Genomic DNA, 20,187 nt, shown 5'->3' on the forward strand with positions numbered 1-20,187 from the left:
AGTGACACTTCCTTCCACGGCATGGCAGGTCTCCCAAAAGACACTGCCAGCCAGTCTAGATGTGTTACCCATGTCTCCGAACAGGTGTTACCTATGTGTCCGGGCTATACAAGTGGGAGAGGGGAGCAAACCACGGCAGATACAGCCTCAAAACGGCGCCCGATCCCCGCACAAATGCGTAATCAACAACCTGGCCGACACCGTCAGCCCCGCCGGGTCGCGCATGCCAATCAGTAGCGATCGTCGCGCCCACGCGTCCTGCAGCCCCACCAGCGCCAGGCCCATCGACTTGACGTGCGGTTCCGCCGCGATTCTTGGCAGCACGCCAACGCCCAGTCCGGCCATGACCATGCGGCACATGGCGTCAAAGCTGCGCACCTGGATGCGCAACCGGAACTGGCGCTCCAGCCGGCTACTCTCTTCGAGCAGGCGTGCCGCCAGCGATGTCACCTGCGGCAGGCTGACGAAATCGTATTCGAGCGCATCGGCATAGTGGACGGCGCCCTGCTGAGCCAGCGGATGGCCCGGCGGCGTGATGATGACCAGTTCGTCCTGCCGGTACTCCACCGTCACCAGCCCCGTGCAGGGTGTGCGATCGGCAAAGATACCGACATCGGCACGATTCTCCATCAGCGCGGCCACGATGTCGCTGCTGTTGTGTTCCTCGAGTTCGATGCGGATGGTGGGATGCTGGCGCATGAACTGCGCCAGATCGTCGGGCAGGAACTGCGTGATCGCCGAGGTATTGGCGCAGACGCGCACCTGTCCGCGCACGCCTGACGCATAGTCCGACATCACGCCGGCCATGCGTTCCACGTCCTGCAGGATGGTCAGCGCATGGTGAAAGCACGCCTGGCCGGCCTCGGTCAGTTGCACGCCGGCAGCATGTCGAAAGAACAGCGGTGCGCCAACCGCGGTCTCCAGATCCGAGATCCGCTTGCTGGCAGCCGCCACGGCCAGGTGCGATTGCCGCGCTCCGGCCGAGATACTGCCCTGCCGGGCCACGGCCACGAACAGACCGAGCGTGACGAGATCGAAGCGCGCGAGATTCATGCCGTTACAGCGTGCGCCGGTCCATCACGGCGCGGGCGATGGTGCCCGCATCCACGTATTCGAGTTCGCCGCCCACGGGCACGCCACGGGCCAACCGCGACACCTTGAGGCCACGCGCCTTCAGCATCTCGCCGATGTAGTGCGCAGTGGCCTCGCCCTCGCTCGTGAAATTGGTGGCCACGATCACCTCGGTGGCCGGCCCGCCAAACTCGGGGTCCGTGGCCCGCGCCAGCAAGCGGTCAAGGTGGATTTCCTTCGGGCCAATACCATCGAGCGGCGACAACCGCCCCATCAGCACGAAGTACTGGCCCCGGTATGTCAGCGTCTGCTCGATCATGATCTGATCGGCTGGTGTCTCCACCACGCACAGCAGCGACGCGTCGCGCTCCGCATCGCGGCAGGTCTCGCAGATGTCCTGCTCGGTGAACGTATTGCAGCGCTCGCAATGGCGAATGCCGTCGGCCGCACCGCGCAAGGCGTCACCGAGCTTGCGCGCGCCGTCGCGGTCGTGCTGGAGCAGGTGATACGCCATGCGCTGGGCCGATTTCGGCCCCACGCCGGGTAGCACTTTCAGGGCCTCGACCAGCGCCTGCAGCGAGGTGGGCGGAGCCGCTTTCATCGCGGCGCCGCCTGCGGAAATACTGGCATCGATATATCGATCAGAACGGCAGCTTGAAGCCCGGGGGCAGCGGCAGGCCCGACGTCATCGAGCCCATCTTTTCCTGCGTGGTGGCCTCGGCCTTGCGCACGGCGTCGTTGAACGCGGCAGCCACGAGGTCTTCGAGCAGGTCCTTGTCATCAGCCAGCAGGCTCGGATCGATGGTGACGCGCTTCACGTCGTTCTTGCAGGTCATCAGCACTTTGACGAGACCGGCGCCGGACTGGCCCTCGACCTCGATCTGTGCCAACTGGTCCTGCATCTTCTTCATGTTTTCCTGCATCTGCTGGGCTTGCTTCATCAGCCCCGCCAGTTGACCTTTCATCATGGGATCACTCCTTGGAAATATGCGAAATAGGTAGTTATATACGGGCGGCGCTCCCTGGCTCCAGGCGGCCGCCTCTGGAATATCAGGCGGCGCGCGGCTGCACCGAGCCCGGCACGATCTGTCCGCCAAACTCGCGCAGCAAACCCTGCACAAACGGATCGCGGTCGATCTCGGCCTCGGCTTCGCGCTGCCGTTCGGCGCGCGCAGCGGCATCCACCGCCGCTGCGGTGTGCGTGACCGCGCCAACCTCGCATTGCAGCCGCACTTCCACGCCGAATTCTTCGCTCAGGGCGGCCTGAAGGCGTTCGGCAACATTCGCTTCCGCCAGCGCCGCCACGGGGACGCGCAGATGCAGCGCGCGGCCCACCACACGGTGCATCTCGCTCTGCAACGCCAGTTGCTGTGCCAGACCCTTGAGCGGCAGACGAGCGGCAAGTTCCGGCCAGTCGCTGGTGAGCACGGGCGGCGTGCCATCGTCGGCAGCACTTGGGGCCACCGGCGGCACGGCCGGTGCCAGCGCCACAGCGGGTTCCGGCTCGGGTGCCGGCTTGCTGGCCTGCATCGGCGGGGCGGATGGGGAGGTCGGGGCACGATGGCCGCGCGGCGCGCGGTCTACGGTTTCCGCTTCGAAACCGTTGTCGAAACCGCCGAAGTTCGGATCGAAGCCCGGATCGTAATCCTGCGACACACCGGGGTCAGCGTCGTACGGGCCGATCATCGGCAAGTCGGGCGGCATCTCTTCCCACGGCGGCACGTCGCTGGTCCGCGCAGCGGGTGCCGCCGGGGCGGGCCGTGCAGCGGATTCAGGCATTACTGCAGGACGCACAGCCGGTGCAACGGAAGGCGCTGGCGCGACGGGCGCGTCAGGCGCCGCCGTAGCAGCGGTGGCCGGACGCGAAGCCGAAGGCGGACGCAGCGGCTGGGCGGACTGGCGCTGCGCGGCGGCGGCCGTCGCACCCGCCATCGGCGGTGCGCCCATCCCTGCCGGACGCGCACCACCCTTGCCTGCCGATGCCTGACGCGCCGCGTCGAGTGCTGCACGGGCCGGAGACATCGGCGCGCGGCTGGCGGATGGCGCAGCAGGCGCGGATGCCGTGTTCGGGGCGGCAGGGGCTGGCGGGACAGCAGCAGCCGGTGCCGCCACCGGCCGGGCTTCCTGCACCATCGGCTGCGGTGGCACGGCTCGCACCGGGGCAGCTTCGATCTTCGGCGGGGCCGATGGCATTGGCGCTGCCACTGCAGCAACCGGCGCCACCGCCATCGCACGCGGCGCAGCACCGCCCGGCGCGCTGGCCGGACGCGGACGCGCCACCTGCTGGCCGCCGCCCTGCCCGCCTGCCGGCGTGGCCGGCGCAGCCGAGGGACGGAATGCCAGCATGCGCAACAGCGTCATCGTGAAGCCGGCGTATTCGTCCGGCGCCAGCGCAAGCTCGCTTCGGCCCAGGTTGGCAATCTGATAGAAAAGCTGGATTTCCTGTGAGTCGAACTGACCAGCCAGCCGACGCACGTCCTCGGCCTCGGGCCATTCGTCCTGTACCGATGCCGGCACCGCCTGCGCCAGCGCGATCTTGTGCAGCAGCGAACCCAGGTCCTGCAGCGCGCCGGCAAACGACAGACTGCGATCCGCCATCGCATCGGCAATTCCGATCATCGCGGCGCCATCCTCTGCGGCCAGCGCATCGAGCAGTTGCACGAGGTAGCTCTGGTCGATGGCGCCGAGCATGCCACGCACGGCATCCTCGGATACCTGGCCGGCACTGTAGGCGATGGCCTGATCGGTCAGCGACAATGCATCGCGCATCGAACCATGGGCAGCCTGCGCCAGCAGCCGCAGTGCGCTGCCATCGTGCTGGATGCCTTCCTGCCCCAGGATGTGGTCGAGGTGCGAGACGATATGCCCTGGCGGCATCTGCTTGAGGTTGAACTGCAGGCAGCGCGACAGAACGGTAACCGGGATCTTCTGCGGATCGGTCGTGGCCAGGATGAACTTGACGTGTCCGGGCGGCTCTTCCAGCGTCTTCAGCATGGCGTTGAAGGCGTGGTTGGTCAGCATGTGGACTTCGTCGATCATGTAGACCTTGAAACGGCCGACCGACGGCGCATAGACCGCCTTGTCCAGCAGTTGCGCCATTTCATCGACGCCGCGGTTCGAAGCCGCGTCCATCTCGATGTAATCGACGAACCGCCCGCTGTCGATTTCCGTACACGCCTGGCACTGGCCGCACGGCTGGGCGGTGATGCCGCCGTTGCCGTCAGGGCCGGTACAGTTGAGCGCCTTGGCCAGAATCCGGGACAAAGTGGTCTTGCCCACCCCGCGCGTACCGGTAAACAGGTAGGCGTGATGCAGCCGTTGCTGTTCCAGCGCGTGCGTGAGCGCGCGGACCACGTGCTCCTGGCCGACCAGCGTGGTGAAATCCCGTGGGCGCCATTTGCGCGCTAGAACTTGATAACTCATGGCGGCGATTGTAGCAAAACGCAGACCCGGGCGACCGGGCGCGCCCCAACGAAAAAGCCCCGCCATACGGGCGGGGCTTCAGGCTGCTGCAGCGATCCGGCGATCAGTGGATCACCATCAGCGTGAACGGATACACATACGCCTGCAGCGTCACGAACAGGCCCACCATGATCGCCAGCACAACCGAGTGGAAGAACACGTAGCGCAGGATCTCGCCCTCGTGCCCGTACCACTTGGTCGCGGTGGATGCCACCACGATGGACTGCGCATCGATCATCTTGCCCATCACGCCACCCGAACTGTTGGCCGCTGCCATCAGCGTGGGAGACAGGCCCAATTGCTCGGCTGTGGTCTTCTGCAATCCGCCGAACAGCACGTTCGACGCCGTGTCGGAACCTGTCAGCGCCACACCCAGCCAGCCCAGCATCGTACCGAATAGCGGATAGAACACGCCGGTCTGTGCAAACGCCAGCCCCAACGTGGCGTCCAGGCCCGAATAGCGGGTCAGGTAGCCGATACCGAACATCGCGCAGATCGTCAGCAGCGAGTAACGCACCAGCTTGATGGTCTCCCAATACTCCTTGAACAGGCGAGGGATGGAATAGCCCATCAGCAGCCCGCCAACCACCGCCGACACCAGAATGCCGGTGCCAGCCATCGACAGCACATTGAAGTTGAAGACCGCACCTTCGGCGATTTCCTTCGGCACCACGGGCGGGCCCTTGAGAATGGCCTTGTCCAGACCCGGAATCGGATACTTCCAGAGCCAGATCCCATCCATCAGCTTCTTGAATTCCGGCACGCCCCAGACAAACACGAAGACCGTCAGAATTACCCACGGCACCCATGCCTTGACCACCGAGATGCTGGCCGATGCCGCGTTGGCCTTGGCGTCCGCTTCGAGCGCTTCGGGATGGTCGATCTTGGAGTCGTCATGGCGACCCAGGATCCGCGTCGAGGTCCAGATTTCCTTCGGGCGCCATACCTTCAGGAACATCGTCAGGCAGCCCATCGAGATCAGCGCCGAGATGACGTCCACCAGCCACGGGCCGTGGAAGTTCGACACCAGGAACTGCGGCACTGCGAAGCTGACGCCCGCCACGAGAATCGCGGGCCAGATCGCGAGCATGCCGCGGAAGCCCGCGAACGCCCAGATCAGCCAGAACGGCACCAGCACGGAGAAGAACGGCAGTTGGCGACCGATCATTGCGGACAACTGCACCTGATCGATACCGGTCACCGACGACAGCCCGATGATCGGCGCACCCAGCGCGCCAAAGGCCACGGGCGCCGTATTGGCGATCAGCGCCAGACCCGACGCCGCCAGCGGCGAGAAGCCGAGGCCGATCAGGATGGCACCGGTCACGGCCACCGGCGTACCGAAGCCCGCCGCGCCCTCGAAGAACGCGCCGAAGCTGAACGCCACCAGCAGCAGTTGCAGGCGGCGATCCTCGGTCACACCGGAGATCGAGTTCTGCAAGACCTTGAATGACCCGTTCAACGTGGTCAGCCGGTGCAGGAAAATAATATTGAGAACGATCCAACCGATGGGGAACAGACCGGACACGATGCCGAACCCGGCCGCCTTGCCCGCCATCGCGGCCGGCATGCCGAACACGAACGACGCGACCACGACGCCGACCACCAGCGCCAGCCCGGCCGCCAGGTGCGCCTGCATATGGAAAAACGCCAGCGCTGCAAGCAACACAGCAACCGGCACACCCGCGGCAATAGTGGACAGCGCCATACTGCCGAGCGGGTCGTAGACTTGACTCCACACGATTGAATCCTCCTCTGGTTGAAACGGCCATACGCCTCTGACGGGCTTGGCGGCCGATACTGCCCTGCAGGCGACGCAAACGCCGCACGCAGACAACAGAAAGGAGATTGTAAGTACGAGGTTCCCGGCAACGATCCCTAAATTCAGTCACCAAAGTGATGAATCGGATTCAGGGATCAGGGTTTTTGCTGGGAGCAGGCTTAAGTACCTCCTTACAACCATCGCGGGAGGGTACTCCTTCAAACGGGTGTTCGAGGCGCGGAAGGATGCTGCTTGCTCCCCTCTTCCGCGAGCGGGAGAGGGGAGAAAAGCGACGGCGAAGTTACGCGGCTCCGCTTACCCACACTCCCCCACATACCCACAATTCGCGCACTTCGCGCAGCCATCCACCTTGTGCAATGCATGCGCACCACACTCCGGGCAACGCTTGCCGGTACCCAGTCCCGTAGCGGATGTGGCGGGAGATGATTGCGTTGGCCGCGCCAAGGTCACGGCAGTCTCCCCACCGTCACGCCGCGCCAGCCTTGCGGCCAGCGCCTGAGCCGGCACCTGACCGCCTTCATCGTCCAGGAATCCACGCTTGATCAGGATGCGCTGCAGCGCGTAGCTCAAGGCAGCCACTTCGGAATCGTGGAAGCGCGGCACCTCGGTGCCGTCCTGGCGCACAAGCGACCCGTAGCGAACCGTGCCCTTGTCCCACACCACGTTTCGCATATCGGCCAATGCCTTGGCAATCGGGCCACCCGAACGGGCTACCATCGAGAGCAGGCGCATCGTCGAGGTAATCCACTGCTGGCCTTCGGACCGCTGTCCCGCCGGCATGAAGAACTCGATCGGCCGCTCGATCGTCACGGCCTGTCCATCGACGATGCCCGCGACGCGCATGAAGTTCACAGTCAGATAGACGGTCTTGTGCCCTTCGTATGTGAGGTATTCGACCTTGGATGTCACGCCTTCAAGGTCACCCAGCGGACGACTGCCGAACGGCCGCAACAGCGGGTCATCGTCCGTGGCCGGAGCGGCTGGCGTGACCGGCGCAACGGGCGTCACCGAGAGCACGGCACCCAGCACCTGGTTCGGCCGGTACGTGGCCAGCCCCTTGAGACCTGCCTTCCATGCTTCGAGGTACAGATTGCGGAAAGCCTCGTAGGGATAGTCTTCCGGCACGTTCACCGTCTTGCTGATACTCGTATCGATATAAGGCTGCACGGCCTCCAGCATACGCATATGATCGAGTGCCGACATCTGCAGCGCTGTGACGAAGCTCTCCGGCAGTTGCTCGACATCGCCGCCCATGTGCCGATACAGCCGCCATGCGTGATCGGCCACTTCGAACGTCCGGAAGCTGTCATCGGGCATGCGCTTGCGGCGGTTGTAGGTCCACGAAAACGCCGGTTCGATGCCATTCGACGCGTTGTCCGCGAACGCCAGCGTGATCGTGCCCGTCGGCGCAATCGACAACAGATGCGAGTTGCGCAACCCGTGTTCACCGATGGCATCGCGCACCGCTTCGGGCAACCGGCTGACGAAGCCTCCGCGCAGGTACTGGTTTGCATCGAACAGGGGGAATCGCCCCTTCTCGTCGGCCAGTTCCGCCGAGGCAAGGTAGGCGTTGTCGCGCATCGTCTCCGAGATCCGCCCTGCCATGTCGCGCGCGGCATTGGTGTCGTAGCGCAGGCCCAGCATGACCAGGGCGCTGCCCAGCCCCAGGAAACCGAGCCCGATGCGGCGTTTGGCCTGCGCCTCCGCCTCTTGCTCGGCCAACGGCCAGTACGTGATGTCGAGCACGTTGTCGAGCATGCGCGTCGATACCCGCACCACCTCGGCAAACGCCTCGAAATCGAAATGTGCTTCGCCCGTGAGCGGCTGGCGAACGAAGCGCGTCAGATTGATCGATCCCAGACAGCAGCAGCCATACGACGGCAGCGGCTGTTCGGCGCACGGATTGGTGGCCTCGATCTGTTCGCAGTAATAGAGGTTGTTGTCGGCATTGATGCGCGACAGAAACAAGATGCCCGGCTCGGCATGATCGTAGGTGGCCTGCATGACCTGATCCCACAGCCGGCGGGCCGGCACGCGACGATACACCCACATGCCATCGTCGCGCCGGTATGCGCCGGCGTCGATGGCGTCCATGCCTGGTTCGGCTTCATGCACGAGCTCCACTTCCGCGTCGGCTTCCACCGCCTGCATGAATGCGTCCGTCACACCAATCGAGATATTGAAGTTGCTCAGGTCCCCACGGTCCTTGGCATGGATGAAGCTCTCGATGTCCGGGTGGTCGCAGCGCAGCACGCCCATCTGTGCACCGCGCCGCGCGCCGGCGGACTCCACCGTGGCGCAAGACGCGTCAAAGACTTTCATGAACGAGACCGGACCCGATGCACGCGAATGCGTGGCACGCACCAGCGCGCCACCCGGCCGGATCGAGGAGAAGTCATAACCGACACCGCCTCCGCGTCGCATTGTCTCGGCCGCCTGGGCCACGGCCGTATAGATGCTGGGCTTGCCGCCCCTGGATTCGGAAACCGAATCGCCCACGGGCTGTACAAAGCAGTTGATCAGCGTGGCCTGAATGCCGGTGCCGGCCGCCGAGTTGATTCGCCCCGCAGGTACGAAGCCGTTGTCTTGCGCCCAAAGGAATCGCGCTGCCCACGCTTCGCGGCGATCGGCAGGTTCCACCTCGGCCAGCGCCCGCGCCACGCGTCGACGGACATCGTCGATCGTCCGCTCCTCGCCCTTGGCGTACTTTTCCTGCAGCACTTCGATGGAGATTTCTTGCGGCACGAGTGCGCCGCGGAGGATCTGGTCGTTTGCGTTCATGCCCAACCTGTGTCGATGAGAATGTACCGGCTGAAATTCGCCGTCCGCCATGCTGCCAGCATGGCCACACACCACCCCGGTGTCAGATCAAAAGCCGCTCAAGAAAACATCGCATAACAACGAAATTCAGACCGCCGCTTCAGATTGAGTTAGAATGCCGGTCGGACGGGCCTCCTCGCATGGTGGCGCGGTCAACCTGGTCAGGTCGGGAACGAAGCAGCCACAGCCGTTTTCCACCAGTGCCGAGGGTCAGGCTCGTCCCCCTTCTTGTTTTTCTTGTTGTTCTTGCGGACTTCTCCGCGCCTTCCTGCTCATTCAGAATCTTCGCGCCATCGCATTGATGAAGCGCGAGCCCTTCTTTTCTCCCGCTGTTTGCTCCCCTCTCCCACTACGTGGGAGAGGGGTCGGGGGAGAGGGCAATGCGGTTCTGCTTGCCAACTTGTCGCAATTTGAACTGCTGGCCCTCTCCCCCAGCCCCTCTCCCGCTCGCGGGAGAGGGGAGAAAACCAGCAGCAGGACAGTTGAACCTATTCTGCGCCCAATCCCCCTCAGAACAAACTCCCTTGCTGCGACGTGGAAATCGGGGCCGGAGAACGCGGTGCCATGCGTAGTTGCCCGGCATCGATCCACTCGCCGGCAGCGGTTGCCACGCCTGCCTCGATCCGCCTGTCCGGGAACATTGGCTGCACAGCGGCCACGTAGCGGGCCAACTGGGCGCCGTAGGCAGCGTGCTCCTGGGGCAAGAGCCGCAGCTTGTAGTCGATGATCACTACGCGGTCGTTGAATTCCACGAGCCGGTCGATACGCAGCAAGCGGCCACGGCCGTCGTACAGCTCCACTTCGTTGCGCGCCGACACCGCGTCACTCGGGAACAGCAACGGCCGCAAGCCCGGCGCCGCCAGCATCGTGCGCAGGTCCGCCAGCGCCGCCTCTGCCTGTTGCTGCCAGCGCTCGCGCGCCTTCGGCGCACCGGCACCGGCCAGCGGGAACCAGCGCATGATCGTTTCTACATCAGGCACTGCCGCGTGGGCGTCCGGATAGCGCGTCAGGCGCTCCAGCAAAGCGTGGACGAGTTCGCCATGCGCTGCGGCAGCGGCATCGAATACGGTCTCTTCGGCATCCTCCTCGAGGGCATCGTCGAGAACCTCCTCTCCCGCACCGCGATACCGCAGCCGGAAGTCCGCATAGCGAATGCGTTCGCTGACCGGGGCGAGTGTATCCACGGCAGCGATATCGGCCTCGGGCCAGGCGCCCACCTCAGCGCCCACCCCTGCCGCCGCGAGCCGCACATACCAACTGCCCGCGATTTCGGCGCCCGCCTCCTCCTGTGCAGCCTTGCTCACGCGCCCTTTCACGCCGCTGACCAGCAGCCCCTGTTGCGCGCGAGTCATCGCCACGTAGAGCAAATTCCAGTTCTCGCGCTCGGCCAATGCGGCTTCCGCTTCGAACATCGGCGCGCGCGCCAGCCCGCGTTCGCTGCGCTTGCCGTAGGCCGAAAAATGCTGGGGCACGGCCGAGGCTGGCGGCCAGTCGACGAGGATGCCGCCCCGATCCGCGGCCGGATTACTGTGATTGGCGTCGAGCAGCACCACGAACGGCGCTTCGAGCCCCTTGGCCGCGTGGACGGTGAGGATATGCACGGCATCGAGCTGGCTGTCCCCGCTATCGTCGGGTTCGGCGTCGGTGTCTTCGGTGCCTTCGCCCATCCCGCCCTCGTCGGGGCTCTCGTCTTCCTCTCCCCGGCGAATTTCCTGCAATTCGTCGATGAACTTCGGCAGGCTCGGATATCGGCCGCCGTCGAGGTCGAGCGACAGCTTCAGGAACGCGTCGAGATTGGCCAGCACCTGCTCGCGGATGGCCGACGGCGCGGCTTCCGCATAGCGGCGGCGCACCTCGCCCTGGTGATAGATCCGGTCGATCAGGTCATGGACCGGCTTGTGCGGCGCCAGCGCTAGCCAGGCGCGCAACCGCTCTACCCCATCGCGCAGTGCATCCGACACCAACGCGGGCAGCCCCAGCGCCTCGATGCGCGCCCACCAGCCGCCCTCGCCTTCCTGCGCGGCCAGCATCATCAGGTCGTCGTCGGTAGCGCCGACAATCGGACTCTTGAGCACGTGAGCGAGATCGAGATCTGACTCCGGCGTCATCAGGAATGCCAGCAAGGCCGAGATGTCGAGCGCTTCCAGCGTGGTCAGCAGCCCGCCGCGCCGAGGGCTCAGGCACGGGATGCCGGCCTCGCGCAGCGCCCTTTCATAGTCGGGCAGATAGGTCTTGCGGCGCACCAGCAGATGCATGTCACACCAGCCGGCGCGACGCTCCTTGTCGCCCTCGCGCACGGGCACTTGATCACGCAGGTAATGCAGCCACGCAGCCACGCGGCGGCCTTCCTCCAGACGCAGCGAATCCCCCTGCTGGCGACGCGGCTGCGTCAGCGTATCGCGATGGCCGTCTTCGGCAGCATCTTCCTTGTCAGCATCGTCTTCCGCAGCGTCACCAGCCTCGACCAATGGCAACAGCCACACCGGTCCGCCCGGCTGCGTCAGCGCCGTGGTCTGCGTCTCGTAGAGCGGATAGCGGCCCTCGTTGCGGGCGTGGTCGAACACGGCGTTGACCCAATCCAGCACCTCGGGCCGATTGCGGCGCGTACGGTTCGTGCGCAGCACGCCCGCGTGAAACTCCGCTTGCAGCATGTCGCGCGCCGCGTCGAACAGGCGCGCGTCGGCACGACGGAAGCGATAGATCGACTGCTTGGGATCGCCGACGAGAAACACGGTCGGCTTGTCGCCCAGTCCCTGATAGCCCACCAGCCACCCCTGCAGGATGCGCCACTGCAGCGGATTGGTGTCCTGGAATTCGTCGAGCAACAGGTGCCGATAGCGCGCATCGAGCCGCACCTGCAGATAGGTGGCGGTTTCCTCGCTGGCCATCAGCTTTGCGGCCAGCCATTCGAGGTCCGCGAAATCCATCGCCCGCTGCTCGCCCTTATAGCGCTGGTAGCGATCCAGCAGCGCGTCGCCAAGCCGGTACAACGCGAGGTTGATGGCGAGCACTGCCGCCTCGCAGCGTCGCGCCGCGATCTCCTCGAGCCGCTCGCAGTGCACCGTCATGCAGGCCACCAGTTCATCGGCGCTGCCCTCGCTGCCGCACGCCTTGACCAGCGCACTCGTACGTTTCATCGAACGCGGCTTGCCGGCATCGGTGAAAAAGGCGCTGCGCAGCACGTTGAAGGCTTGCGTGGCCGCGTCACCGGCTCCGGCGCCTGCCTCGCGCCACGCGCGGATGGCTGCAATGCCCTCCGCGAGCCGGCCGGCATGGCCCTGCTCGGTTTTGCCGCCCCGCCCCAGCGTCTGCGCCAACTGCGCACATTCGTCGAGCCATTCGTCGTCGGCCAATGCCTCGACCAGGACATCGGACGTGGCATCCTCACCCAGATCGTCCGCCAGAAGCCGTGCGGGATCGCCAGCCTCGCGGAACGCCATCCACTCGTTGCGGGCGTGGAACATGCGGTCGAGCAGCCCACGCGCCTGGAAATCGCCGATGGCATCGACCAGTTGCTCGTACGCTTCGCGCAGTTCGGCATGCTGCGGATGCGCCAGCGCGCGCCAGAACGGCGCCCACGCCTCGCGCTTCATGCGCAGCGCATCCTCGCGCAGCGACGCTCCGGGCACGATGCCCGACGAGAGCGGCGCGCCACGCAGCAGCGTGCCAAACCATCCGTGGAACGTGTCAATGGCCATGCGGCCCGGCGATGCCAGCACCTGCGCATGCAGTTGACGCGCGCGTGGCAAGGCAGCACGCGCGGCGTCGGCGGTCAGTCCCCGCATTTCAAGTTGGCCCAGCACAGCCTCGTCGGTGCCGCTGGCGAGTTGCGACAGCACCTCCAGCAGACGCTCACGCATTTCCTCGGCAGCCTTGCGCGTGAACGTGATCGCCAGGATCTCGTGCGGCGCGGCGCCGGCCAGCAGCAGGCGCACGAGTCGCGCCACCAGCAGCCAGGTCTTGCCGCTGCCCGCGCAGGCTTCGACCACGACGGATCGCGCCGGATCGCAGGCCGCGCGCGTGAAATCGGCCTCGCCAACGGGTTCACCGTCGCGCAGATAGGCATGGATCGATGGGCTGGCGGTCATGACTGCAGGTCCGGCAAGGCGGTGGATTCCCAGAAGCCCTTGCGGCACAGGCCGCGGGCTTCGCAATGCGTACAGGCGGCGGCATCGCCGAAGGCGGGTAGTTTGGCGCCCTGCCGCAGACGGCCCACGTCCTGCCGCAACTGGCGTTCGAGCCAGGTCACGGCGGCCTGGAACTCGGGCAGGTCGATTTCGCGTTGCGCGCCCGGCGTGCTATCCCTACCGCCCTGCTTCACGCCTTCGAGCGACACCCAACTGCCGGCCACGGCATCCGCACGCAACAGCCCATAGAACGCGAGCTGGCAGTCTTCCTCGGCATCGCCCACCTTGCGCCGCAGGCGGCTGGCCGGCTGTGTCTTGTAGTCGAGCACGGCATGGGCGCCGTCCGGCCCCTTGTCCACACGGTCGATCCGTCCGCCGAGCCGCAGCGGCATGCCATCGGGCATCGCCATGTCCACGCCGGCATCGAGTTCGCCAGCGCGCCAGTACCAGCCCATTTCCTCGCGAGCAGACTGCCACGCGACATAGGAAGGCAGCACCTCGCACCAGCGACGGTAATAGCTGATGGCGTTGCCGTCCTCGGCCATTTGCTTGCCGAACACGGTATCCGAGATCTCGCGCAACCGCGTCAGCCGGCGCGCATCGTCGCGTTCACCGCTGGCGTGGACTTCCTCGTGGTACTGCAGCAGCACGCGGTGCAACAGGTTGCCGATGTCGCGCTTCTCAAGATCATCATTGAGCGTGTCCAGCCCAGCCAGCCCCAGCATGCGGCCGGCGAAGAACTGGTACGGACAGCGCCGCAGCATGTTGTACGCGGCCGCGCTCCAGCGTGCAGGCACGCGCTCGGGGGCCGATGGCGCTGGCATGTAGCCCGGCTGCGCGAAGGTGTCGAGCCACTGCGGCACGGCACTGGCTTCGATCGGCGCCCCGGCCCGCGCACAGCAGGCCGACAACCGCTCGATCCAGCCCGAAACGTGGTGCGGCTCGCCCCGGCCGCCGAAACGCTGCCACGTCAGCACCACGTCATCGTTGTTGAGCAGCACCTCGGCCAGATCCCGCGCCTGCTGCGCGAAGCGCGCCTCGCGGTCTTCCAGGCCGAGTTCGCGACGCATCTGGTTCGAAAAGAACATCAGCTCGGCGGCACGCGAGGGCAGTTGCGCATCGTCGCAGCCCACCACTACCACGCCCTCGAAGCGCCGCATACGTGCGCCGTTCAGCGGCAGGATCGTGATGCGCGCCTGGCTCTGCGCGCCGGGCTCCTTGTAGGCCACCGATTCGAGCAGCGCCGACAGCATCGCGCGGAACTCCTGCTGGTTCAGGGTAGCGTGGCCGCTGGTCTCGTCCTCTCCCAGTTCACCGAGCCGGGCCAGCGCGTCGAGCAACTGCTGCCCCGCATCATCGGCGGACAAGGCCGCACGCATGCCGAGCGTGTCGAGCATCGCATCGAGCCGTTCCAGCCAGACCGACAACGGCTGCTGGGCGTGGCCGCTCGGCCACTGCGAGGCTTCGTCCGCCAGCGTGGCGATCAGCGCTCTGGCGGCGGCGCGAATGTCGAGCATGGCGTCGCTGGCCTCCATGGTCTCGATATCGACAACGGTCTGGGAACCGGACTCCTCGGTGCGCTGGCGCTCCGCAAACAGATGCCGCAGACGTGACCAGCCGCCAGTGATCACATCCCGGCGAATCTGGCGCTCCAGCAGCGCGATAGCGGCGCCACGGTGGGCAGCATCCGGCAGGCAAAACGGGCTTTTGAGCAGATCGAGCAGCGCGGCCGTGTCGCCATCGCGTACAAGCACGTCGAACCAGCGCATCAGCGCAGCCGCCGCACGCGTGGTCGAGAGTTTCCAGCCGGTCTCGTCGCGCACAGGCGCGCCGGCACGCGTCAGCAGCGCGCGCGTGCGCCGCGCCACGACCCGGTCGTGCGCCACCAGCGCCACGTGCTTGCGGCCTTCGTTGAGCCATTGAACGAGCTGGTCGGCCGCCGCCGCCGCCTCGTCCTCGAACCGTGCGCTGCCGATGACGCGCACGCGCGGTCGCTTCGCAGGCAGGCTTTGCGGCAAGACGGGGGGCGGCGCGGCGCTGGCCTCCTCGTCGGCCTCCCTATCCTCGTGGGAATCAAGCGTGCGGCATGCCTCGGGCCACAGCGCCAGCAGCGTGCGATACCAGGCCCCATCGTCTTCGCTATCCGGGTCGTCGACCTCAGTCGCCGCACCGGTCCAGTCATAGCCGATCTCGATGGTCGGCACGAGTTCGCCCGCCTGACGCAGGAACGCGGCTTCGATAGGCTCCGGTGGCGTCGGACCGATCCACAGTACCGGCCCGGGCACCATCATCGCAAGACGCTGCAGCGCGCGACGGCGTGCAGGCAGTGGATCCTCCGGACCGGACAGCATCTGCCAGAACGCCAGCACGATCTGTGCTTCCTGGCCGAGAAACCGCTCGGTCAGGTGCGCGTAGGTACGTTGCAGCGCGCCTTGCAGCAGAGCTGCACGGTCATCGCCGTCGATATCGTCATCCTCGCGAATCGCGGCGTCCTCCAGCCAGCGTGCGCTCAATTCGTCGCTGATCGACAGCAGCGTCTGCGCCAACCCCCAGGCCGCACCCTCGGTCTGCGCGCCGAACGCTTCGCGCAACCAATCTTGCGCGCGGATGGCCTGCTGCACGGCCAGCAGCCTGGCTGCGTGGCTGCGTGCCGGCACCGGTTCGCTTTCGAGATCGGGAGGCAGGTCGAGGAGCCAATGGCCAAGCGTCAGCACGCGCGGTAGCAGCCGGGGCTGCCCGGCGGCGCGCGCGGCGGCGTCCAGGGCCTGGCGCACGCCGGGAATCTGGGCGGCGGTGGGTACGACCACGTGCCCATCCGCCGCGGACGGCCCGCAGCGGTCAAGGAAATACCACGCAGCCGTGGCGGCCTGTTCCAGGAACGAAGGGCCGGGGGGAAACGAAAGCCGGGTCATGGATGAAGGGGGCGCGGCTGCGCGACCGCGGGGCGACCCGGCGCCCCACGGCCATGCAGCGAATATTAGTTGTCGTCTCCGCCGTGCTCCAGGCGGGCACGGAGCTCGCGAGCGGTCTCCAACAACCCCTCGTAGCCCGAGCGGGCATGTTCGGGCAGGTCGGGGTCGCCGATCAGCGTGCCGAGCGTTTCCATTACGCTGTAGACCAGCCCCTTGGCGGCGCCGGTGGCGATGCTGTCGGATTCGACGGCGGTGGAAAGATGCGCCAGCGCGTCGCTCAACTGATCAGCGTCCGGAGCCTGCTGCGGGCTGGCCTGGGTGTCTGGTGTTTCGGGCTTGCTGGGTTCGGGCGTCATGATGATGGCCTTGGTCGGAGTGTGTGGAAAGTCCGCGTCAGTCATTCTACGCGTGCCGGAATGCCCCCTGAGGTGCATTCTAGATCATGCCAGCGAACCCGCCCTGCTGCTGCGCAGCACACAATAACTCCAATAGGGGATGCCGATAGCGTGCATCTCTCGGGCCCATTGAAACTATTATCGGCAGGGAGCGCTGCAGTGCGCTTGAATTCCGGCAAGCTGGTAACATATCGGCGCCAAGGGCCGCGTGCATGCACGCCGAGCCTCACCGGCGGAGCAGTCCGATGTCGTGTAAGGTAGCGGTCAGGTCTTGCGCAATTCCGCCATCACCAATACAGCGTAAAAGCAAACCCAGAGGTTTCCCGCCATGAGCGATCAAATCAAGTATGTGAGCGACGCATCGTTCGAAGACGACGTTCTCAAGTCCGACAAGCCCGTCCTGCTCGACTTCTGGGCGGAATGGTGCGGCCCCTGCAAGATGATTGCCCCGATCCTGGACGAAGTCGCCCGCGACTACGCCGGCAAGGTCCAGATCGCCAAGATCAATGTCGATGAAAACCAGCAGGTGCCGGCCAAGTTCGGCATCCGCGGCATCCCGACGCTGATCCTGTTCAAGAACGGCGAAGTGGCCGCCCAGAAGGTTGGCGCACTGTCGAAGTCGCAACTGACCGCGTTCCTGGACGCACAGGTCTAATCCACAAACCGGCCGGGGCGTCCGCGCCCTCGCCATGCATGATCCGGCTTCGCGTGCGCCTGCCCTGGCGCGCCGGCCGGATTGTGCTAAGATGCCACCCAACAACTTCCCCGAGCGTTCGCTCATTCCTCCCCCTTCTCCAAGGTCTTGCCCGTTCGGGCCCTTCTGTACCCCCTGTACCCTTTGTCTATGCACCTGACAGAACTCAAATCGCTTCACGTGTCTGCGCTTCTCGAAATGGCGGCTACGCTCGAGATCGACAACGCACAACGGATGCGCAAACAAGAACTGATGTTTGCGATCCTCAAGAAGCGCGCCAAGATGGGCGAAACCATCTACGGAGACGGCACGCTGGAAGTACTGCCCGATGGCTTCGGTTTCCTGCGCTCGCCGGAAACCTCGTACCTCGCGAGCACGGACGATATCTACATCAGTCCCTCCCAGATCCGCCGCTTCAACCTGCATACCGGCGATTCGATCGAAGGCGAAGTGCGCACGCCCAAGGACGGCGAGCGATATTTCGCGCTGGTCAAGGTGGACAAGGTCAACGGGCAGCCGCCCGAAGCGGTGAAAAACCGCATCATGTTCGAGAACCTGACGCCGCTGCATCCGAACCGGCCGCTCCAGCTCGAACGCGATATCCGCGCCGAAGAAAACATCACCGGCCGTATCGTCGACATGATCGCCCCGATCGGCCGTGGTCAGCGCGCCCTGCTGGTGGCATCGCCGAAATCCGGCAAGACCGTGATGCTGCAGCACATTGCCCACGCGATCGCGAACAACCATCCCGAAGCGGATCTGTTCGTGCTGCTGATCGACGAGCGTCCGGAAGAAGTGACCGAGATGATGCGCTCGGTGCGCGGCGAAGTCGTGGCGTCGACCTTCGACGAACCTGCCATCCGCCACGTACAGGTGGCAGAAATGGTCATCGAGAAAGCCAAGCGTCTGGTGGAACTGAAGCGCGACGTGGTGATCCTGCTGGACTCGATCACGCGTCTGGCCCGCGCCTACAACACCGTGGTCCCGGCATCGGGCAAGGTGCTGACGGGTGGTGTGGACGCCAACGCGCTGCAACGTCCGAAGCGTTTCTTCGGTGCCGCGCGTAACCTGGAAGAAGGCGGTTCGCTGACGATCATCGCCACGGCGCTGATCGAAACCGGCAGCCGCATGGACGACGTGATCTACGAAGAGTTCAAGGGCACGGGCAACATGGAAGTGCACCTGGAACGCCGTCTGGCGGAAAAGCGTGTCTATCCGGCCATCAACCTGAACAAGTCGGGCACGCGCCGCGAGGAACTGCTGATCAAGCCGGAAATCCTCCAGAAGATCTGGATCCTGCGCAAGTTCATTTCGGACATGGACGAAGTCCAGGCCATGGAATTCATCCTCGACAAGATGAAGCCGACGAAGAACAACGCAGAGTTCTTCGACATGATGCGTCGTGGCGGCTGATTGCGGCTGATGCCGTAGCTGTCCCTTGCGATGCATGCGGAAAGGCGTACCCTTCGGGTGCGCCTTTTTCATTTTCGGCGCTCGCCAACCCTTCCGGAAAACGATGCTCGGCAAACTGTCCAGCTTTCTGCGGACCCGCTCCCGCGAACGCAAGCTCGCCCACTATGCCATCCCCGACGAACTTTGGGCGCAGACAGTGGCGGCGCTACCGTTCGTGCAACGCTATGTGGCAGAGGATCTGACCGCGCTGCGCGAGCTGGCCACGCTGTTCATCGCCAGCAAGGAATACTCGACGACGCACGAACTCGAACTGACCGACGAGATGGTGGTCAGCGTGGCCGTGCAAGCCTGCGTGCCCATCCTCAAGCTGGGTATCGAGTGGTATCGCGGCTGGCACGGGATCGTGCTGTATCCAGGGGAATTCCTGATCCGCAAGACCGTGGAGGACGACATCGGCCTCGTGCATGGGGTGGAGGAAGAAGCGAGCGGCGAGGCCTGGGAGCATGGCCCGGTCATCCTGTCATGGCCCGATGTCCATTCGCCGGGCGCCGGACTCGACGGCGACCACGCGCTACCTGCCGACACCTACAACGTGGTCATCCACGAGTTCGCCCACAAACTCGACATGCTGGACGGCGAACCCGACGGGGTGCCGCCCTTTTCGCGCGTGCTTCACCCCGGCATCGACGCCGAAGCGTGGGCGGAATCGCTACTCGCCGAGTACGATCGCTTTGCGGATGCCTGCGAACAGGTGCCCGACGCCGACTGGGACCACCCCGAACGCCTCCCACCAGCACTCCTCGTCATCGACCCCTACGGATGCGAGGCTGCCAGCGAGTTTTTCGCGGTGGCGTCAGAGACATTTTTTGTCGAGCCAGGCGGATTGCAGAAGCATTGGCCAGTCCTTTACGACACGCTGGCAAGGTTCTATCGACAAGATCCCGCAAAATATGCGGCTTGAGGCGCTTTAGCACCGACCCCATAGTCGTGTTGCCAATGTCCAAGGAGATTGCCCAAGTGCTTGTTTTTCTGCCATAATCCCGGTTTGCCCGTTACAGGCAAGTGGTTCGCTCGCGCAACCCAACAGGTTGTGCATCGTAGAGCGGGCTGGCTACCCAACCAGAAAGGAAGCACCATGAAAGAAGGCATTCACCCGAATTATCGCGAAGTCGTGTTCCAGGACATGTCCTGCGACTTCAAGTTCGTGACCCGTTCGACGATCCAGACCAAGGACACGATCGAGTTCGAAGGCAAGACCTACCCGCTGGCCAAGATCGAAGTGTCGTCGGAATCGCATCCGTTCTACACCGGTCAACAGAAGATCATGGACACGGCTGGCCGCGTCGAGAAGTTCCGCCAGAAGTTCGGTTCGAAGCTGGCCGCCAAGAAGTAAGCGCGCCGCTCTACCGAGCGAATGCCGCGCCTGCCGGGACAGATGCTCCTGCAGCGCGCGACCTGACAAAGAGGCAGCATCAGCTGCCTCTTTGCATTTGTGGCCCACAATAGCGGC

At 65.0% G+C, this 20,187-nt stretch carries 13 protein-coding genes and 1 other RNA gene; 5 read left to right on the forward strand and 9 right to left on the reverse strand.

The features are described 5' to 3' along the window. Positions 1-147: 147 nt before the first annotated feature. The 6 genes from FFS21_RS17450 to FFS21_RS17475 form a co-directional block, all read right to left on the reverse strand. Positions 148-1,053 (reverse strand): LysR family transcriptional regulator, encoded by a 906-nt coding sequence (locus FFS21_RS17450; protein ID WP_137926042.1) that lies wholly within the window; start codon positions 1,051-1,053, stop codon positions 148-150. Positions 1,054-1,057: 4 nt separating this feature from the next. Beyond that, positions 1,058-1,672 (reverse strand): recombination mediator RecR, encoded by a 615-nt coding sequence (recR, locus tag FFS21_RS17455; protein WP_137926043.1) that lies wholly within the window; start codon positions 1,670-1,672, stop codon positions 1,058-1,060. 40 nt (positions 1,673-1,712) lie between these two features. After that, complete coding sequence (locus FFS21_RS17460; RefSeq protein ID WP_137926044.1) at positions 1,713-2,039, reverse strand: YbaB/EbfC family nucleoid-associated protein; 327 nt, start codon at positions 2,037-2,039, stop codon at positions 1,713-1,715. 82 nt (positions 2,040-2,121) lie between these two features. Further along, positions 2,122-4,494, reverse strand: a complete 2,373-nt coding sequence (locus tag FFS21_RS17465) for a DNA polymerase III subunit gamma/tau (RefSeq protein ID WP_137926045.1) — start codon at positions 4,492-4,494, stop codon at positions 2,122-2,124. Between the two features lie 103 nt (positions 4,495-4,597). Further along, a complete protein-coding gene (locus FFS21_RS17470) occupies positions 4,598-6,274 on the reverse strand; it encodes an L-lactate permease (RefSeq protein ID WP_137926046.1) in 1,677 nt (558 codons plus the stop codon). A 336-nt stretch (positions 6,275-6,610) separates the two neighbouring features. Beyond that, the gene (locus FFS21_RS17475; protein WP_137926047.1) at positions 6,611-9,097 is read right to left on the reverse strand and encodes an adenosylcobalamin-dependent ribonucleoside-diphosphate reductase; all 2,487 of its coding nucleotides are present in this window, start codon (positions 9,095-9,097) and stop codon (positions 6,611-6,613) included. A gap of 164 nt (positions 9,098-9,261) precedes the next feature. On the opposite strand from FFS21_RS17475, the gene ffs reads away from it, so the two are divergent. Then, positions 9,262-9,360, forward strand: an RNA gene (gene ffs, locus FFS21_RS17480) — signal recognition particle sRNA small type. A 285-nt stretch (positions 9,361-9,645) separates the two neighbouring features. Here ffs and FFS21_RS17485 read toward each other — a convergent pair. From FFS21_RS17485 to FFS21_RS17495, 3 genes are all read right to left on the reverse strand, one after another. Beyond that, positions 9,646-13,224 carry a UvrD-helicase domain-containing protein gene (locus FFS21_RS17485; protein WP_137926048.1) on the reverse strand — a complete coding sequence of 1,193 codons (3,579 nt, stop codon included), beginning with the start codon at positions 13,222-13,224 and terminating at the stop codon, positions 9,646-9,648. Continuing rightward, on the reverse strand, positions 13,221-16,175 hold the full coding sequence (locus FFS21_RS17490; RefSeq protein ID WP_137926049.1) for a PD-(D/E)XK nuclease family protein: 2,955 nt from the start codon (positions 16,173-16,175) through the stop codon (positions 13,221-13,223). The genes FFS21_RS17485 and FFS21_RS17490 overlap by 4 nt, the downstream gene beginning before the upstream one ends. Before the next feature lie 65 nt (positions 16,176-16,240). Then, positions 16,241-16,531, reverse strand: a complete 291-nt coding sequence (locus FFS21_RS17495) for a hypothetical protein (RefSeq protein ID WP_171020436.1) — start codon at positions 16,529-16,531, stop codon at positions 16,241-16,243. A 367-nt stretch (positions 16,532-16,898) separates the two neighbouring features. On the opposite strand from FFS21_RS17495, the gene trxA reads away from it, so the two are divergent. The 4 genes from trxA (at position 16,899) to FFS21_RS17515 (ending at position 20,070) form a co-directional block, all read left to right on the forward strand. After that, positions 16,899-17,225 (forward strand): thioredoxin TrxA, encoded by a 327-nt coding sequence (trxA, locus tag FFS21_RS17500; RefSeq protein ID WP_137926050.1) that lies wholly within the window; start codon positions 16,899-16,901, stop codon positions 17,223-17,225. A gap of 189 nt (positions 17,226-17,414) precedes the next feature. Further along, the gene (rho, locus tag FFS21_RS17505) at positions 17,415-18,677 is read left to right on the forward strand and encodes a transcription termination factor Rho (protein ID WP_137926051.1); all 1,263 of its coding nucleotides are present in this window, start codon (positions 17,415-17,417) and stop codon (positions 18,675-18,677) included. A gap of 103 nt (positions 18,678-18,780) precedes the next feature. Next, entirely contained in the window at positions 18,781-19,638 is an 858-nt protein-coding gene (locus FFS21_RS17510; RefSeq protein WP_137926052.1) for a M90 family metallopeptidase, read from the forward strand. Positions 19,639-19,812: 174 nt separating this feature from the next. Next, complete coding sequence (locus FFS21_RS17515; protein WP_137926053.1) at positions 19,813-20,070, forward strand: type B 50S ribosomal protein L31; 258 nt, start codon at positions 19,813-19,815, stop codon at positions 20,068-20,070. Positions 20,071-20,187 lie beyond the last annotated feature (117 nt).

This window comes from Cupriavidus sp. 2SB (genome assembly GCF_005503625.1).
In the GTDB taxonomy this organism is placed as follows: Bacteria; Pseudomonadota; Gammaproteobacteria; order Burkholderiales; family Burkholderiaceae; genus Cupriavidus.

Excerpts from the sequence above, each read along its gene's own strand:
- trxA (WP_137926050.1), top strand. The coding sequence starts at position 16,899 with ATGAGCGATCAAATCAAGTATGTGAGCGACGCATCGTTCGAAGACGAC.
- FFS21_RS17450 (WP_137926042.1), bottom strand. The coding sequence starts at position 1,053 with ATGAATCTCGCGCGCTTCGATCTCGTCACGCTCGGTCTGTTCGTGGCC.
- FFS21_RS17495 (WP_171020436.1), bottom strand. The coding sequence starts at position 16,531 with ATGACGCCCGAACCCAGCAAGCCCGAAACACCAGACACCCAGGCCAGC.
- FFS21_RS17465 (WP_137926045.1), bottom strand. The coding sequence starts at position 4,494 with ATGAGTTATCAAGTTCTAGCGCGCAAATGGCGCCCACGGGATTTCACC.
- rho (WP_137926051.1), top strand. The coding sequence starts at position 17,415 with ATGCACCTGACAGAACTCAAATCGCTTCACGTGTCTGCGCTTCTCGAA.
- FFS21_RS17515 (WP_137926053.1), top strand. The coding sequence starts at position 19,813 with ATGAAAGAAGGCATTCACCCGAATTATCGCGAAGTCGTGTTCCAGGAC.
- FFS21_RS17510 (WP_137926052.1), top strand. The coding sequence starts at position 18,781 with ATGCTCGGCAAACTGTCCAGCTTTCTGCGGACCCGCTCCCGCGAACGC.
- FFS21_RS17485 (WP_137926048.1), bottom strand. The coding sequence starts at position 13,224 with ATGACCGCCAGCCCATCGATCCATGCCTATCTGCGCGACGGTGAACCC.
- FFS21_RS17490 (WP_137926049.1), bottom strand. The coding sequence starts at position 16,175 with ATGACCCGGCTTTCGTTTCCCCCCGGCCCTTCGTTCCTGGAACAGGCC.
- FFS21_RS17460 (WP_137926044.1), bottom strand. The coding sequence starts at position 2,039 with ATGATGAAAGGTCAACTGGCGGGGCTGATGAAGCAAGCCCAGCAGATG.
- recR (WP_137926043.1), bottom strand. The coding sequence starts at position 1,672 with ATGAAAGCGGCTCCGCCCACCTCGCTGCAGGCGCTGGTCGAGGCCCTG.
- FFS21_RS17475 (WP_137926047.1), bottom strand. The coding sequence starts at position 9,097 with ATGAACGCAAACGACCAGATCCTCCGCGGCGCACTCGTGCCGCAAGAA.